The following is a 16035-nucleotide window of genomic DNA, read 5'->3' on the forward strand; positions in this document are numbered from 1 at the left end:
GGATTGGTGATAGTGCGTGATCCGGTCCGATATTTCACATTTGGTGACAGCAATTTTGCAATTCGTGTCACAGCCAGCCCAATTTGATGACCGCCATGGTGATACCCGCCAGGAGCACCGTTTGGACAAGCATAAGAACAACAGGCTTGATCCCCACCTTCACGAGATCACCCGGACGTGTCTTCATGCCGATAGCTGCCAGGCTGATCACGAGGCACCAGCGCGAGAGTTCGCCTGCTCCGGCAGTGACGGCAGCAGGCAACGCCAGCAGGCTGTTGACGATGACCAGTATCGCAAAAGCCACGACGAACCATGGCAATAGCGGCGGTCTTTCCGACCCTGCCGTTGCGTCGTGCCGGGTGATCTGTCCTGCCACCATGATGACAGGAAGCAGCATGGCGACGCGCACCAGCTTGACGATCACCGCCGTATCGCCTGCCTCGGGCGAGATCGCATACCCAGCGCCGACGACCTGGGCCACATCGTGGATGGTCGCGCCAAGGAATATCCCGGCTTGCCGATCGGTAAGGCCTGCAAGGTCGGCCACCAACGGGTAGGCGATCATCGCGATCGTCGACAGCACGGAAACCAGGATCACCGTGAACAGCATCGCCTGATCCTTGCGCTCGTGCGCGGGCAGCGATGCGGCGATGGCCAGCGCAGCGGAGGCACCGCAAATGGCCGTCGCTCCGCCAGACAAAAATCCGAACAGCGGGTTGAAGCCCATCGTTCGCGCCAGCGCGATCGACCCGACGATCAACGCTGCGACCAGCAGGACAACCATGAGCACAGGCTGCCACCCCAGCGCGGCAATCTGACTCGCACCAATGCGCAATCCAAGCAAAGCAACTCCGATCCGCAGCAGCGCCCTGGCGGAGAAGTCGACCCCCGGCCGCGTCTTGCCAATGTCGGCGAGAAAGTTGAACCCCAATCCCAGAAGCAGGGCGAATAGCATTACAGGGGCCGCGTAATGCTCCGACAGGAACGTAGCCGCCAGGGCCAACACCAGTGAAACTGCAACCCCGGGGGCCAGCGTGCTGGCGCGTTCGAAGAACTGTGTCACGTGATCAGGCCGAGAGCGCCTGGCGTCGTTCCAGATCAGCCAGATAGCTGCGGCGCATCAGGGCGAAGACGATCCCTGCGGCGATGCAGGGCAGAGGCAGGAAGCGAAATGCCGATCCCAGGCCTATCACATCGGCAAGTCTGCCAGTGAGGATCGGTCCGGGGGCAAGGCCAATGAGATTGTTCGCCAGTGTCAGGGTCGCAAAAGCTGATCCGTGAATGGCGAGCGGAGTAAGATTGGCCACCATCGCACCCGTGGGGCCCACCGTGCCGGCCGCCAAGAACATCGCGCAGGCAATCAGGACGAGTTGCGCCGTGCCCGGCGTCAGCGAAAAAGCGACTGTCAGACAGACGGCCGTGCCGATGCAATAGCCGATCGCGAGATTGATCTTGTGTTCGGGCCGGTCGCGCGAAAGGCGATCGCTCAGCATCCCGCACACGATCATTCCCGTCCCACAGGCCAGCAATAGCAGCGCGGCAACCTGACCGGCGCGGTCCAGCGCAAAACCGTAATTGCGGTTCAGGAAGCTCGGCAGCCATGCGGGCATGGCCCCGGCAGCGAAGAGCTGCAATCCGCTGCCGAGATAGGCGAGGCGAACCGAGCGGCTGGCGACCAGAGCTTTGAGTGGCGCCGCAGCCTTGGAATCGGATGATCCGTCATCGACCTGCCCCAACCCTGCCAGTAGCCGCACGCGCGTTTCTCGCACCAGCATCGGGTAAAGCACGCCGAGTACCAGCCCTACCAGCCCGATCAGCATGAAGGCTGAGCGCCAGCCATGGCTGGCCGCGACGGTCCCGCCAACCGCTACTCCAAGCACTTGTCCGAACAGGCCGCCTGCCATGAAGGCAGCTGCCAACGTCGCCCGCAGGCGCTGCGGAAATACGCTGATCACGACGGCGATGCCAACCGACCCGTAGGCCGCTTCACCGACGCCGACCAGAGCACGACCCACCAGCATTTGCTCGAAGTTCGCAGCCCTTGCGCAGAACAATGTTGCAAGGCTCCAGACGATCGCCATCAGCGCAAGGCTGCGCACGCGCCCCCACCGGTCGGCTGCCAACGAGAGCGGGAACGTAAGCAGCCCGACCATCACCGCCACGATGCCGGAGAGTAGGCCAAGTTGTGCATCGCTCAACTGCCATTCCGCCTTGAGCAGCGGAAACACCGCATTGAGAACCTGCCGGGCCATATAGTCCGAAATCAACAGCCCGAAGGTGAGCGCGAACACGATCCAGCTATAGACCGTTGCTCTTGCCGGCCCTTCTGCATGGGCATCGAGATTGATCGGACCAGCCATGCGTTTGTCTCCAGGCGGCGGGTTAGCGCGCCGCGAGCCGGTTGATCAATGGCAAGGCTTCTCGCCACTTGCCGAAACCCGAAGGCGGGTTGAGGTGGCCCACGTTGCCAGCGTCGAACAGCTCGCCCCCCCAGTCTATTGCGAGCCCAGAGACCCGTTCGAAGCTGGCCAGCGGATCATTATGGCTGGCGGCGACAATCGAGGGAAAGGGCAAGAGCTTGCGTGCGATCGGGCACCAGCCATTGGCGGACAGTTCATCAAGCGTTGGATAGCCTTCGGGCAACGGGCTCTCGACATCCGCCGGTGTAGCGAGCAACGCACCCCTGATTGGGCGGGTCGGATGAGCCGCCCAGGCCGCGACCATCAGGCAGCCGGCGCTGTGCGCGGCAAGCACGACCTCCCCCGAGATCGCATGCAGTGCCGCGTCAAGCGCGTTGACCCGCGCGGCAAGGCTCAGCCGGTCCTGCTGGATCGGCTCGACCGTGATCGATCCGGGCAGGGCATTTGCGGCATGAGTCTGCCAGTGATCGGCAACATGATCGCGCAGACCCGGCACGAAAAGGACGGTGACGGTCATGCCACCTCGCGGATCGGAATGGCCAGCTGACCGCGCTCGCGATTGGGTGCCATGCCGAGACGCGCCAGCGTTTCCTCGGTCGAATTGTATTGCGTGCCGATCTTGTAGATGGCGCGGGCCTCTTCGCCATTGGCAACTTCCCGGCCCAGTTCGCGGCTGATCCGCACCAGCTGCTCGATCTGCGCGACCGAGCCCATCTTGTTGCCGTGCGGATCGTAGATCGTGTCCTCGATACCGCAGCGGGTATGCATGCCCAACGCGATGGCAATAGTGTTGATCGGCAGCACATTCCCCATCACACTCTCAAGCGTCACTGTCGAGCCATCAGGTGCGCGGCGGATGAATTCCATGAAGTTGGCAGGGTTCGGGCCGTCGAAACCGCCGCCGATACCAACCCAGGTGAGGTTGAGCGGGCCCTTGTAATGACCTCGGCGAATGAGGCGCTCGACCGTTTCCATATCGGGCATGCAGGTCAGCTGAAAGTGCGGCTGGATGCCTGCACCCGTCAGGCGACGCAGATGTTCTTCGACCCATTGGGGACCGGCCGGCACGACCATCTCGCGATAGGCCTGATACAGCGCCGGATTGGCGAGCGTGGTCTGCCCGTATTCCGCTTCATCCATCAGGTCCATGATGTTCATCTGCGTGGTGTTGACCGCGATGGTGACCTGCTCTGGGGCGGGCGTCAGCTCGGCCAGCATGTGGCGAACCTCGTCGGAAAGCCATTTGGCCTCGGCGCCATCCTCCTCGCCTTCCGGTGCGAAGGAAATCGACCCGCCGACCTGGATGATCATCTCCGGCACGCGCGAGCGGATATGGTCGATCATCTCGTTGAACATCGAAAGACGCTTGGAACCATGACCATCGAGCTCACGGCAATGGAGGTGCAGCACGGTGGCACCCGCATTATAGCAATCCACGGCCTTCTGGACCTGCTCTTCCATCGTTACCGGGATGTCCTCGGGAAAGTCCTCCGGCGCCCATTCGGGGCCATAAGGTGCAACGGTGATCACCAGCTTGTCCTGGTTCTGAGGCAGTAGGCTATCGTCGAGGAATTGCATCGGGTATCTCCTTGGGAGGCTGTTTTCCTGTCAAGTTCAATAGGGTCGGTCGCCGATGATCCCTGCGCGTTCCATGCGCCGCACGGTCGGGGCGTAATCCATTACGGCGTAGTGCTGGGTGGAACGGTTGTCCCAGATGGCGACCGAGCCTGGCTGCCAGCGCCAGCGCACCTGATACTCGGGGATTGCGGCGCGGCCGATCAGATATTGTAGCAGGTGCGCGCCGCCAGGGGCATGGTCCTGTCCGTAGCGCACGTTGTCAGCCGTATGATAATTGGTGAAGTGAGTCGTGAATCCGTTCACGAACAGAACTTTTTCACCCGTTTCGGGATGCGTGCGCACCACCGGGTGTTCTGCATCGGGGAAGCGGGCTTTCAGCGCGTGCCGATCCACCTCGCTCATGCGGGCACCGAAAGAGGCCTCGATCGAATGGCGCGCTTTAAGTGGCGCGATGGTCTGTTTCACATGATCGGGCAGATCGGTATAGGCTTTCGCCATATTTGCCCACATCGTGTCGCCACCCACCGGCGGACAGGCGACGCAACGCAGCACGCACCCCATGGGAGGGGCATCGCGCCACGTCGCATCGCAGTGCCAAGCGTTTTCGTAGTAGTCAGGTGGCGAATTCTCGTCCTTGTAGATCCTGACCAGACCAGGGTAATCGGGATCGCTCCCGGCCACCGGATGGTCTTCAAGCGACCCGAAACGCTCAGCGAAGGCAACATGGTCCGACCGATCAATGTCCTGATTGCGCAGGAACAGCACTTTGTGTTCCAGCAGTGCAGCCCGAATTTCGGCAAACAACCCATCGTCGCGCGCCGCATCCGCAAGGCTGATGTCAATCAGTTCGGCACCGATATGGGTGGTGAGCTTTTCAATGCGCATGGGCCTGCCTCCGGTCAAATCACGAAGATCGACGAGCCGATCGTTCGGCCCGCTTCAAGATCGCGGTGGGCGTCAACGCACTGTTCAAGGCGGTACCGCTGGCCAATTTCGACCCTGATCCGGCCTGCCGAGAGATGGTCGAACCAGAGGCTGGCCAGTTCGGCGCGTTCGATCGGATCGGCATAATAATCCGCAAAGGCGGGGCGCGTGAAATACACCGAGCCTTGTAGCATGAGCTGAAAGGCATCGACCGGTGGAAACGGACCAGACGCAGTGCCGCAGGCAACCAGCATCCCGCGCCGCTTCAGGGATTTCAGAGACGCATCGAACGTATCTTTGCCTACGCTGTCGAACACGGTGGTTACGCCCGCACCGTCGGTCAGCGCCTTGACCCGCTCGGCAACATCCTCTCGACGGTAGAAAATGATGTCGTCGCATCCGGCTGCGCGAGCGGCTTCGGCCTTCGCTTCGTTCGAGACGGTCCCGATCACCCGCAGGCCAAGCAGCTTGGCGAGTTGCACGGCGAGCAGCCCAACGCCGCCCGCAGCGGCGTGGAGCAGGATGGTGTCGCCCGGCTTCATCATCGGATTGGCCTTGGTCAGCCAATATGTTGCAGACAGCCCGCGCATCGTCGAGGCTGCCGCCGTCTCGAAGGAAATCCCGCCAGGCAGCTTGAACAGCGGAGCGGCGGGCATCACCCGTTCAGTACTGTACGCACCTAATGGGCTGCCGTTGTAGGCGACCCTGTCACCTTCGGCGAAAGCCGTCACGCCTTCGCCCACCGCGACAATCGTGCCCGCGCCTTCGACACCGATGCCGCATGGTGGCTGCACAGGATAATAGCCGGAGCGGAAATAGGTGTCGGCAAAGTTGCAGCCTACCGCTGCATGGCGAATGCGCACCTCGCCCGGACCGGGATCGCCGACCGCGACATCCTCCAGGCGCAAGACCTCTGGACCTCCAGTCTCGTAAAAGCGGACGGCCTGAGCCATAGCATCCTCTCCCATTGTTGTTAGCCTGAGCGGTAGGGCGTTTCGGGTTGGCATTTTTCACAATTGGTGACATTGTTTTCACATTCGACGCCACGTCAGCTGGCGCGATGGGAGAGCAAAGGCATGGCGGAGCTTGTCCGGGTCGCAGCGTTGACCGGGTATCTCGAAACAATGGCAGGTTTCGCGGTCGATCCACGCCCATTGCTGCGCGAGCAGGGGCTCACCGGCGACCTTCTCGTGAACCCGGAAAGACTGATCCCCGTCCAGGCAGCGATCCGGCTGCTGGAGCGCAGCGCCGCCGAGACGGGTTGCCTCACGCTCGGCCTGCGAATGGCGGAATGCCGTTCGCTCGCCAACCTGGGGGCCACAAGCTTGCTGATCGCGCACCAGTCCACGCTTCGAACCGCATTGCATACGCTTCAGGAGTTCCGCTCGCGGATCAACTCGACATTGGTGCTGCACTGTGACGAGCATGGGAGCGACGTGATCCTGCGCGAGGATTTTCAGTTACGTCGCCCTGAGCCATCTCGCCAGTCCACCAATCTCGCGCTCGGCGTGCTCGCCCGATTGTGCCGGAGCGTTCTTGGTGATTTATGGGCACCGCTTACTGTCTGTTTATCGCACGATTCACCTGGGACGTCCGAGAGTACGGTGTTCCTCCGCGTGTTCAATTGCCGACCGCAGTTCAACTCGGAATTCAACGGCATCGTTATTGCTGCCGCTGATCTCGATCGACCTAATCTGAAGGCCGATGATCAGCTTGCAGCGCACGCGCGGCAGTTGCTTGACGCGGTGATGAGTCCTGCAAGCCGGTCAGCGACGCAAGACGTCAGTCAACTGATCCAGCTGCTGCTGCCCTCCGGCCGCGCCACCATCCACGGCTGCGCGGCAGCCATGGGGCTGACGGTTCGCACGTTGCAGCGGCTGCTTGATGCTGAACAGACCAGCTTCAGCGTGCTGCTCAACAGCGCGCGTATGCAACTTGCGGTTCAATACTTGGCCAACCACCGGATGCGCATCACGGATGTAGCTGAGATGCTCGGCTATGGCTCTATTGGTGCATTCACGCGCTGGCATGCCAACACCTTCGGAATGCCCCCGAGTCAGGCGCGCGCAATCCACCGCCAGAGGAACGATGAAGTGCCAGGGCACCGTCATTGATTAACCAGGTGATGTGTTCAGTGATATCTGCTTTCAAGCTTCTTGTCGGCAGTCGGCTTGGAATTGGAGCACACAACCAACTCGTCGCTTAGCGCCGCCCTAAACGGCTCCTTTTGACAGACCCGGACATTCATCGTGGCTGTCGTGTACGACTGGGTCTGGGTCGACTGCTGCCGAATGCGAATGCACGTTCGTGGGACATTTCTGCCCTTTCTAAACCGCCTTGAAGATGCCCGACTTCACCAAAAGCCGACACTGTGGTGATCGCCTCCCGATTGGCGGCTTTTTGCGGGAGCGCTTCCCAATTGCTGCCGTTCAGCAAGCGACCCCCATCTGGTCACTGCGGAATGGGTCTGGTGTGTCGCATGCGATGGATCGGTTTTCATCGTCGCTTTCGGCACCTCCTTCGCGTGAACATCGAAAGGCAGGTCAAGAACAATGTTATGGGTAAGAGGCTCGCGCCAGCCATGAACCAACGCCCTGCATGCCCAAAGGCAGACCCGCCATGCAATCCTCGCGCAAATGCATCGGTCGAGGTCACCGCCAGCGGCCGCTCGGCGATGACGGCCCCTCCTTCGATGTCGACCAACATGATGCGCATGATCCCGGCTGAGTTTTCGACAATTGCGCGGGCCGGCGCGTCAGGTGGGGCACGAAGCGAAATGCTGCGGAGCTTCATCGTGCCAGCGTGAATTTCGACGGCATGGGCTATCCTCCCTGCCATCGGTGCAGTCGGTGAGTGGCGGGTATGAACATGCGCTAGCGTTCCCGGTTGGTCCGGCCAGGTCAGCACGATCGTCGTCAGAGCCATCGTAAGCAACAGCCCGGATGACCAGATGCCAATTACGTTGTGAAGCACTTTGGCTCTGCTCGGGGTGCGGGTCATTTTCAGCGAGGCTCGCTCAAGCCGCCGCTGCACCAGCCACATCCACACCCCCGTGGCGGTTGAGACGAACAGCACCCATGCCAAAGCGAGCATGAGCCATCGCCCGGCATCGCCCGCGAAAAATTCGGAGTGGAATGCATGGATCTGGCCGATCGTGCTGGCGCTGTGGCTTCGCGTGCCAAGGATCAGCTGGCCAGATCCGTCAACCGCCACCTCGATCTGCTCGCCAGAACTGGTCGTTCCGCCGACGTGCATCGCAGAGGAGGCGCGCGGAAAATAGATGAAATCCAGCGCTATGCCGGGGTGCCGGGCTTTGACCACGGAGATGGCGCGGTCGGCGGCGCCCTTCGCGCTTGCAGGCGTGGACGGATAGAAGTTTGGTGCGAAAATGGCATCGGCCTCTTCCCACAAAGCCAGTGGCATACCAGTCAATGCGACGAGAGCCATCGGCAGCCCCAGCACAAGTGAAAGCCATCGATGGGTCAGCAGAATTTTGAACATAAGCGTTGCTAAATGTAATGGTGTAACATATCAATTAGCATTGTCAGGAAGCGCAGGGGGTCAATGAAAGACGTGAAGAAAATCATTTTGGCTGCGGTTATCTCTGCGGTGCCGACGGCGCTGCAAGCTCAGGAAGGCAGCAAAGCAGATCAAGACAATGCGGCCGACATTGTCGTTACCGCCACTGCGATCGCCAAGCTCGACGTTCCGCTGGCCGAGACTCCGCAGAACATCACCGTCATTATGCAAGACGCGTTCGGGCGCCAAAACGCCACCAGCGTCGAGGAAATTCTGCGTTACGTGCCTTCGGTGCAAGCCGAACTTGCCGGGCGCTCGGGTTTCGATGAATTCCTGGTACGAGGCTTCAATCAATCGCGTTATCAGTTCCGCGATGGTCTGCGGCTTGATCCGAGCTACCTTCAGCAGCAGGAGCCGGGCGGGCTCGCCTCGATCGAGGTTGTGAAGGGGCCGGCATCTGTGCTGTTCGGACAGATCGCGCCGGGCGGTGTGGTCAACATGACGAGCCGGGTCGCTTCGCCTGAGCGGGTCGCCGATTTCACCGCGACCATCGGTACCGACGACTTTTATCGCCTCACTGCCGATATTGGCGGGGCGCTCAACGAAAGCGACACGTTGTCTGCGCGCGCGCCGATTGTCTACGCCTCGCGCGGGGACACGCAGGACTTCGTCGGGGCCGAGCGGATCTTCGTGGCGCCCAGCGTCACATGGCGGCCGAGCGATGCGACCAAGCTGACGCTGCTCGCGCTCTATCAGCGCGATGATTACGACCGCACCATCGGCGTGCCTCTGTTGGGCACCTTGCAGCCGAGCGCCGCCGGGCCGATCCGGCGTTCGCTGTTTCTGGGCGAGCCCGATCTTGATCGGCTGACGTCGGAACAGGTCCAGATCGGCTACCAGTTCTCGCACCGGTTCAGCGATGCGCTGCAGTTCCGCTCGCGCCTCAGATACAGCGATCTCAGCATTGAAGGCCCGATCGTTCAGGCGCCGCGCGGGGGCTCAACACCGACAAGCATTACCCGCCGTGGGTTCGACTACATCGGCGATCGCAAGATGCTCTCGACCGACAACCAGCTTGAAGCTGTGTTTGGCACCGGCAACATCGAACACCGGGTGATGATCGGTATCGACTATCAGGACTTCACCGATCGCAATTCGGGCGAGCTGTTCGGCCTGGCGCCGATCAACCCCAACGCGCCTGTCTATGGCATCGCTCCCGTGCCGTTGGGGCCGTTCTTCTCGGCTGACGTCGCCTTGAAGCAGGTTGGCCTTTACGCCCAATATCGGGCGAAGGTCGCAGAGCGGTTCATCGTGGTCGCCGGGGTGCGCCAGTCGGACTCGGACACCAGCAGCACCGATGTGCTCGCCGGAACCACCCGCACTCAGGACGACAGCGATACCAGTTTCAACGCGGCGGTTATGTATGTCAGCGACGCCGGGTTTTCGCCCTACCTTAGCTATAGCCAATCTTTCGAGCCACAGTTCGGGTTCGATCCGCTCACCAATGGGCAAACTCCGCCGCCCTCGCAGGGCGAGCAGATCGAAGCTGGTCTGCGCTGGCAATCTGCCGATAAGCGGCTGTCGGCGCAGGCGGCGATCTTCCAGATCGACCAGACCAACATCGTCAATGGCGATCCTGCCAATCCCGGTTTCAGCGTGCTGGTCGGCGCGCAGCGGCACAAGGGGGCGGAGATCGAGCTCAGTGGACGGATCGGCGAGGCGCTGATTGTACAGGCGGGCTATACCTTTCTCGATGCCAAGGTGCGGGCTAGCAACAATGGTGATGTCGGCCTGACCTCGCTCAATGTCCCCAAAAACTCGGCAAGCATGTTCCTGACGCTGCTGGGCGATGCCGTCGGACTGCCAAGAAGTGAAGGCAGCATTGGGGTGCGCCATGTCGGCGAGCGCCGGGCCAATGATGCGCTCGACATCCTCCCCGCCTTCACCGTGTTCGACGCAGCGGTGCGCCACGATTTCGGCCCGTTCGAAGCCGCGCTCAATGTGAAGAACCTGTTTGACGAGACCTATTTCACCGGCGGCGATTTCCGCGCGGTATTCTTTGGAGAGCGCCGTCAGGTCCAACTGACCCTGCGCGCAGGATTCTGAGAAGACGAGGGCAGCATGACGACGCAGCCTCAGGTGCTCGAAGCGGTCGGTCTCTCCAAGCAGTTTGGCGAGGCTGTGGCGCTCGATCGGCTCGACCTTCAGGTCGCGGCGGGCGAGACTGTGTGCCTGCTCGGGGCGAACGGCGCTGGCAAGACCACCACGATCAACCTCTTCCTCGGCTTTTTGGAACCATCCGCCGGAGCGGCGCTGGTGGACGGTGTCGAGGTCGCCCGCAATCTTTCTGCAGCACGCAAGAAGCTTGGCTATGTGGCGGAGGTCGTGGCGCTCTATCCAACACTGACCGGGGCGGAGAACCTGGATTTCTTCGCGCAGCTGGCTGGCGAGCGGGTCGATCGTGCCGCGCGGGATGCGATCCTTTCAAGGCTGCGGTTCCCCGATGGCGCTATCGATCGTCCTGCGGGCACCTATTCCAAGGGCATGCGCCAGAAGCTGGGCCTTGCGATTGCCCTAATGAAACGGGCCAAAGCGATCCTGCTCGACGAGCCGCTGTCAGGCCTTGATCCGGCAGCCGCCAATGATCTGGTCGCGGTGCTGCGCGAGACCGCTGCGGGCGGCACGGCGCTGCTGATCTCCACCCACGACATCTTCCGCGCGAAGGATGTCGCCACCCGAATCGGGATCATGCGCCACGGGCAGCTACTGGCCATGATCGACCCGGCAACCCTTTCTGCCGGCGAACTGGAGGCGATTTACCTCACCCACATGGCAGAGCGCGCGGCATGAGCATCACCGCCGCGATCCTCACCAAGGACCTGCGCGAGCTGCGCCGTGATCGGCGGGTCGTTGTCATGGCATTGCTGGTGCTTGCGCTGGCCGTCACCGCGCTATTGACCGCTTATGCCCGAATCAACGCCCATGAAGCGGACCGCGCCGCCACCATCGCCGCCGATCGCGCCACCTGGGAAGGACAGGGCGCACGCAATCCCCACAGTGCGGCGCATTTCTCGAAATGGGCGTTCAAGCCGCTCACCGCACAGGCGGTGCTCGATCCCGGTATCGCTGCCTTTTCGGGCAGCGCGGTGTGGATGGAGGCGCACAACCGCAACCCGGCGGTCGCCCGGCCGGTCGACGATCAGACCGTGATCCTGCCGAGCGGGGACTTCAGCCTCGCCTGGGTGCTGCAGATGCTTATGCCGCTGCTCGTCGCCGTCATCGCCGCCAGCTGCGTCGCGCGCGAGCGGGAGCGGGGAACGCTGCGGCTGATGCTGGCGAGCGGGGTGGGCGCGGCAAACCTTGTCAGGGCCAAGCTCGCCTCGGTCGGCGCGGTGACGCTGGCGCTGGGCGGCGTGATCAGCCTCGTCGGGGTGATCGCCGCCGCGGGTGCGGGGCCCATCGATCCGGCACGGCTGGCCGTATGGCTCATAGCCTATGGCGCTTTCCTGGCGATCGTGGCGGCGATCGCTGTGATGGTGTCGCTGCACGCGCGCTCCTCGGGGCAGGCGCTGATGATGCTCGCGGGGCTGTGGCTCTTCGCTATCGTGCTGACCCCGCGCGCAGCCGCTTCTCTTGCCGACTACGCCGCCCCGGCACCCACCGGCGAGCAGTTCTGGGCCGATGTCGCTGCGGCCAAGGCGGCCTATCCCAGCCCCTTCGCCGAGGGGATGGACACCTTTGCGGCCAAGATGATGGCGCAATACGGGGGCAGCCGGATCGAGGACCTGCCGGTCAGCTTCGGCGGTCTCCAGCTCGAGGAGGACGAGCGGCTCGGCAACCAGGTCTATGACGAGAAGTTCCGCGCGCTCTTCGCCGTCTACGATGCCCAGCGTGCGGTGCTGCGCTGGGCAAGTCTTGTCTCCCCGCTGCCCGCCCTGCAGAACATCTCCATGGCGCTGAGCGGCACCGACATGCCGCATCAGATCGCCTTTCAGGAACAGGCCGAAAGCCGCCGCCGGGCGGTGGTGACGCAGCTCAACACCGATCTGATCCGCAACGGCGCTGGTACAGACTTCGATTATCTCGCTGATCCGCAGCTGTGGTCCGAGGTCGAGGACTTTGCCTTCGTCCCGCCGTCGCTGGGCGAGACGCTTGCCGGACTGTGGCGCGAGGCGCTGATCCTGCTGGTCTGGCTGGCAGGGGCGATGGTTCTAGTGCTGCGTTCGGCACAGCGGCTCAACGGTGCGGGGCAATAGGGTGCTCGGGATGATCGCGCTTGAGCTCCGCGTGATGCTACGCGACCGCGCGGCGCTGGCCCTGCTAGCAGTTCTTGCGGGCGCGCTGGCGCTGGCCTGCCTGTCCGGCGCGGCGCTGATGCAGGGCCAGATCGACGGTCGGGCCGCCGCCCAACTCCGTCAGAGCGAGGCGGCCGAACAATTGCGCGAGCGGTTGGCCGATGCCGAACTGCCCCCCGAGGAGGCGATCCTCACGCCCTATCGCCTGCGCCAGGTGCTAATTGCTCCGCTTCCCCTGCTTCCCGAACTGAGCGTCGGGCGCGCGGCGCTCGATCCCTATACCACCACGGTCACCATGCGCACCGGCCGCGACACGCTGTTCCAGCGCAGCGGGCTCGATAACCCGGAGCTGCTGGTGCGCGGCGGGATCGACCTCGGTTTCGTGGTGGTGGTGCTTGCGCCGCTGGTGCTGATCGGCCTGCTTTACAGCCTGTTCGCCGCCGACCGCGACAGCGGCATGGCCCGCCTGATCGTGGCGCAGGCGGGCGATCCGGTGCGTCTGGTGATCGCTCGCATTCTCCCGCGCCTTGCGCTGGTGCTGCTGATGATCGCGGCGGCGGTGCTCGTGCAACTGGCGAGCGGGCCGGATGTGGCAGGTCGCTGGCAGGCGGCGAGTGTATGGCTGCTGGTGGCGGTCCTGTTCCTGCTGCTGTGGGCCGCGTGCGGGGCGTGGATCAACTCTCTCGACATCGGCGCCGAGACCGCAGCCTTCACGCTGGTCGCGCTGTGGGCGCTCGTCACGCTGGTGCTGCCCGCAGCGTTTTCGGCCATCGTGCAGGCCAGCTACCCGCCGCCATCACGCTTCGAGCAGATCGCCGCCGCCCGCGCCGCCGAGATCGCCTCGACCGAGGCCTACGAGAACGATCACCCGGAGATCGCATCGGGCGAATTCGAAGGCCGCCTTGCCTCGATCCGCAAGACCTGGGAGGTGGCGCAGAACGTCGAGGCGGCGACTGCCCCGATTGACCGGCGCTTCACCGAGCAGCTCACCGCCCAGCAGCGCTTCGCCGAGGCGCTGTCGTGGGCCTCGCCCGCGCTGGTGGCCAAGCGCGCGCTGGAAGAGGCTGCCGGAACCGATGCTGCCGGGGGGCAGGGCTTTCGTACCGCAAGCGAGCAATACCGCACCGCGCTGCGCCGGTTCGGCGGCGAGTTCGTGGAGCGCGGCGCCATCATCGGGGCCGCAGACGCCGAGGAGATGCCGCGTTTCGCCTGGTCGCCCGTGCGCGTGATGCCCTGGGGTGCGATCGCGACCCTTGCCGCGCTTGCCACCGGTCTGATGCTTCTGGCAGGTCGGCGCTTCGCGCGCCTTAAGCTCGCGTGACGACGGCGCCATTGCGAAGCGCGGCGCTGCTGGCATCAGCGCTTCTGCTAGCCCCGCTCCGTCCGGCAGCGGCGCAAGGCAGCAATCCGCCCGCCTCGGAGCAAGCGGATGCGACAACCGCTCGGGAGCGTGACGTCGGCGCCAACATTGCGCTGGTCAACCGCTCGGAAGAGAACGTCATCACTCAGGCCTCGGACGCCTTCGGCACCAGCGTCGGGGATGAGACGATCGGGCTCTACAACGGCGGCAATGTGCGCGGCTTCTCCGCCTTCGCGGCGCAGGGGTGGAGGAACTCGTGTACCCCGACGGAGCCGATTTCTGGTTCGTGCGCTATGGCGGCGTCGCGCGCTGGCGGCCTGCCAAGGGCGTGGAGGTGACAGGCTTCTTCAGCCGCTACGACTATTTCGACGAGGAGACGACTCCGGTGATCTTCACTTCCGGCGCCTTCCTCCCCCGCCCCATCGCCCGCAACCGCTTCTACGGGCAGCACTGGGCCGACTGGGCGGGACATCCGCAGAATTTCGGCGCCATGGCGAAGGTCGATCGCGGGCCGTGGCAAATCGGGCTGGGCCTGTTCTCCTCTCGCTTCACCATCGACCAGTTCGGGGCAAACCTCTTCGCGAGAACGCCCATGGCAGGACAGAGCGGCAGGTGCTGTTGGGGCGCGATCAGGTGTCGCAATCCTATTCGGGTGAACTGCTTGTCGAGCGAGAGTTTACCGAGGGCCCGCGCTGCCACCACCTGCTGGCCTCGGCGCGCTTTCGCCGCGTGGACGATGATCTGGGCGGCTTTGCCTTTCGCAGCCTTGGCCCTGGCGCGATCGATGTCGCAGAATCGGTGCCTGAGCCGGATGTGGCTTTTGGCGCGCTCACCCGCGACGAGATACGCCAGGAGACCGGCGCGCTCGGCTATGAAATGCAGTGGCAGGGCCTGAGAGAGATCAATTTCGGTCTGCAGAAGACCCGATACCGCAAGAAGGTGCGCGCGCCCGCCCTTGCGCCCACCGCCAACGCCGACAGCCCGATCCTCTGGAATGCCTCGGCGGTGCTGACCGCGATGGATGGCATTGTGCTTTACGCCGCCACCACCCGCGGGCTCGAGGAAAGCGGCACCGCGCCGTCCTTTGCCGCCAACGCCAACCTGTCCCTGCCCGCGCTGCGCACCCGGCAGGTCGAGGCGGGGGTGCGCTGGACGCTGACGAAGGACGTCAAGCTGATCGCAGGTCTGTTCGACGTGCGCCGTCCCTATTTCGAGCTCGACGCCGACAATGTCTTCCGGGTGCTGGGCGAAGTGAAGCATAGGGGGCGGAGATTTCGCTCACCGCCAAGCCCCTGCCAGGCCTTAACGTGATTGCAGGTGCAATGCTGATGCGCCCCCGCGTTACCGGCGAGGCGGTCGAGCAAGGCCGCTTGGGCGAACGCCCGCTGGGCCGCGTGGGCACGACCCTCGACCTCAGGGTCGATTATCAGCCACCCGCCCTGGATGCTCTGTCGGTCGATCTGGGTATCAACTACACCGGTGACCGAGCGGCGCAGATCGACAACAGCCTGTTCATTCCCGAACGGGCGACTATCGATCTGGGCACGCGCTACCGCTTCAAGCTGGGGCGCAGCCCCGCCGAGGTGCGCGCGCAGATTGCAAACCTGACCAACACCTTCGGGTGGAACGTCACCGGCGGCGGTGGTTTCCAGTTCATCCCCTCGCGCAGATTCAACCTGTCGCTGTCGGCGGATTTTTGAGTTTTGTCTCTCGCGTCCCAGACAGCCAGCGCAGATATCAAACCTGCTTCCGACCTCTGCATTGCGGACATTCGCTAATCCACTCAGTTAGAGCCATGAGCGTGGCCAAAATGCGATCCTGAAAGCCGTATGGCGGCTTTTGGCTGTAGCAGACGTCATCGCGAACGATCGGGAACGACCGAGACTGTGAAGGGTTTCGGGCGCTTGCGTACGAAAGCCTCCAGTGCAGGAACCCGCGG

General features: G+C 63.3%; 14 protein-coding genes. 7 read left to right on the plus strand and 7 right to left on the minus strand.

The features are described 5' to 3' along the window. Positions 1-67: 67 nt before the first annotated feature. From IP68_RS19135 to IP68_RS19160, 6 genes are read right to left on the minus strand one after another with little or no spacing between them, the layout of a single operon-like run. The gene (locus IP68_RS19135; protein ID WP_082382511.1) at positions 68-1063 is read right to left on the minus strand and encodes a YeiH family protein; all 996 of its coding nucleotides are present in this window, start codon (positions 1061-1063) and stop codon (positions 68-70) included. Positions 1064-1067: 4 nt separating this feature from the next. Beyond that, positions 1068-2360: an MFS transporter gene (locus tag IP68_RS19140; protein WP_054136620.1), complete on the minus strand. Its 1293-nt coding sequence runs from the start codon at positions 2358-2360 to the stop codon at positions 1068-1070. 22 nt (positions 2361-2382) lie between these two features. Then, positions 2383-2937: an alpha/beta hydrolase gene (locus IP68_RS19145; protein WP_054136621.1), complete on the minus strand. Its 555-nt coding sequence runs from the start codon at positions 2935-2937 to the stop codon at positions 2383-2385. Beyond that, positions 2934-3998, minus strand: a complete 1065-nt coding sequence (locus IP68_RS19150) for a 3-keto-5-aminohexanoate cleavage protein (RefSeq protein ID WP_054136622.1) — start codon at positions 3996-3998, stop codon at positions 2934-2936. Before IP68_RS19150 ends, IP68_RS19145 begins: the two co-directional genes overlap by 4 nt. A gap of 36 nt (positions 3999-4034) precedes the next feature. Further along, positions 4035-4883, minus strand: coding sequence for a TauD/TfdA family dioxygenase (locus IP68_RS19155; protein ID WP_054136623.1), 849 nt, complete (start codon positions 4881-4883; stop codon positions 4035-4037). Positions 4884-4897: 14 nt separating this feature from the next. Next, positions 4898-5875 (minus strand): quinone oxidoreductase, encoded by a 978-nt coding sequence (locus tag IP68_RS19160; protein WP_054136624.1) that lies wholly within the window; start codon positions 5873-5875, stop codon positions 4898-4900. Positions 5876-5998: 123 nt separating this feature from the next. Here IP68_RS19160 and IP68_RS19165 point away from each other — a divergent pair, with 123 nt between their 5' ends. After that, a complete protein-coding gene (locus tag IP68_RS19165; RefSeq protein ID WP_054136625.1) occupies positions 5999-7036 on the plus strand; it encodes an AraC family transcriptional regulator in 1038 nt (345 codons plus the stop codon). A gap of 382 nt (positions 7037-7418) precedes the next feature. Here the strand turns inward: IP68_RS19165 and IP68_RS19170 are convergent, their stop codons facing one another. Beyond that, positions 7419-8423, minus strand: a complete 1005-nt coding sequence (locus IP68_RS19170; RefSeq protein ID WP_054136626.1) for a PepSY domain-containing protein — start codon at positions 8421-8423, stop codon at positions 7419-7421. A gap of 72 nt (positions 8424-8495) precedes the next feature. Between IP68_RS19170 and IP68_RS19175 the strand changes: the two genes are divergently transcribed. The 6 genes from IP68_RS19175 to IP68_RS19205 all read left to right on the plus strand — a co-directional run bounded on the left by IP68_RS19175 (position 8496) and on the right by IP68_RS19205 (position 15796). Then, a complete protein-coding gene (locus IP68_RS19175) occupies positions 8496-10547 on the plus strand; it encodes a TonB-dependent siderophore receptor (protein ID WP_197275873.1) in 2052 nt (683 codons plus the stop codon). A 33-nt stretch (positions 10548-10580) separates the two neighbouring features. Beyond that, entirely contained in the window at positions 10581-11291 is a 711-nt protein-coding gene (locus IP68_RS19180) for an ABC transporter ATP-binding protein (RefSeq protein ID WP_054136637.1), read from the plus strand. Continuing rightward, positions 11288-12697 carry a DUF3526 domain-containing protein gene (locus tag IP68_RS19185; RefSeq protein ID WP_054136628.1) on the plus strand — a complete coding sequence of 470 codons (1410 nt, stop codon included), beginning with the start codon at positions 11288-11290 and terminating at the stop codon, positions 12695-12697. Before IP68_RS19180 ends, IP68_RS19185 begins: the two co-directional genes overlap by 4 nt. Positions 12698-12707: 10 nt before the next feature. Then, the gene (locus IP68_RS19190) at positions 12708-14057 is read left to right on the plus strand and encodes a DUF3526 domain-containing protein (protein ID WP_156318303.1); all 1350 of its coding nucleotides are present in this window, start codon (positions 12708-12710) and stop codon (positions 14055-14057) included. A gap of 651 nt (positions 14058-14708) precedes the next feature. After that, the gene (locus tag IP68_RS19200) at positions 14709-15407 is read left to right on the plus strand and encodes a hypothetical protein (protein WP_054136631.1); all 699 of its coding nucleotides are present in this window, start codon (positions 14709-14711) and stop codon (positions 15405-15407) included. Between the two features lie 11 nt (positions 15408-15418). Beyond that, a complete protein-coding gene (locus IP68_RS19205) occupies positions 15419-15796 on the plus strand; it encodes a TonB-dependent receptor (RefSeq protein ID WP_156318304.1) in 378 nt (125 codons plus the stop codon). Positions 15797-16035 lie beyond the last annotated feature (239 nt).

The sequence above is a fragment of the Blastomonas sp. AAP25 genome, assembly GCF_001295965.1.
GTDB classification, from domain to species: domain Bacteria; phylum Pseudomonadota; class Alphaproteobacteria; order Sphingomonadales; family Sphingomonadaceae; genus Blastomonas; species Blastomonas fulva.

Coding starts and splice junctions, on each gene's coding strand:
- IP68_RS19185 (WP_054136628.1), top strand. CDS start 11,288: ATGAGCATCACCGCCGCGATCCTCACCAAGGACCTGCGCGAGCTGCGC.
- IP68_RS19140 (WP_054136620.1), bottom strand. CDS start 2,360: ATGGCTGGTCCGATCAATCTCGATGCCCATGCAGAAGGGCCGGCAAGA.
- IP68_RS19155 (WP_054136623.1), bottom strand. CDS start 4,883: ATGCGCATTGAAAAGCTCACCACCCATATCGGTGCCGAACTGATTGAC.
- IP68_RS19160 (WP_054136624.1), bottom strand. CDS start 5,875: ATGGCTCAGGCCGTCCGCTTTTACGAGACTGGAGGTCCAGAGGTCTTG.
- IP68_RS19165 (WP_054136625.1), top strand. CDS start 5,999: ATGGCGGAGCTTGTCCGGGTCGCAGCGTTGACCGGGTATCTCGAAACA.
- IP68_RS19205 (WP_156318304.1), top strand. CDS start 15,419: ATGCTGATGCGCCCCCGCGTTACCGGCGAGGCGGTCGAGCAAGGCCGC.
- IP68_RS19150 (WP_054136622.1), bottom strand. CDS start 3,998: ATGCAATTCCTCGACGATAGCCTACTGCCTCAGAACCAGGACAAGCTG.
- IP68_RS19170 (WP_054136626.1), bottom strand. CDS start 8,423: ATGTTCAAAATTCTGCTGACCCATCGATGGCTTTCACTTGTGCTGGGG.
- IP68_RS19145 (WP_054136621.1), bottom strand. CDS start 2,937: ATGACCGTCACCGTCCTTTTCGTGCCGGGTCTGCGCGATCATGTTGCC.
- IP68_RS19190 (WP_156318303.1), top strand. CDS start 12,708: ATGATCGCGCTTGAGCTCCGCGTGATGCTACGCGACCGCGCGGCGCTG.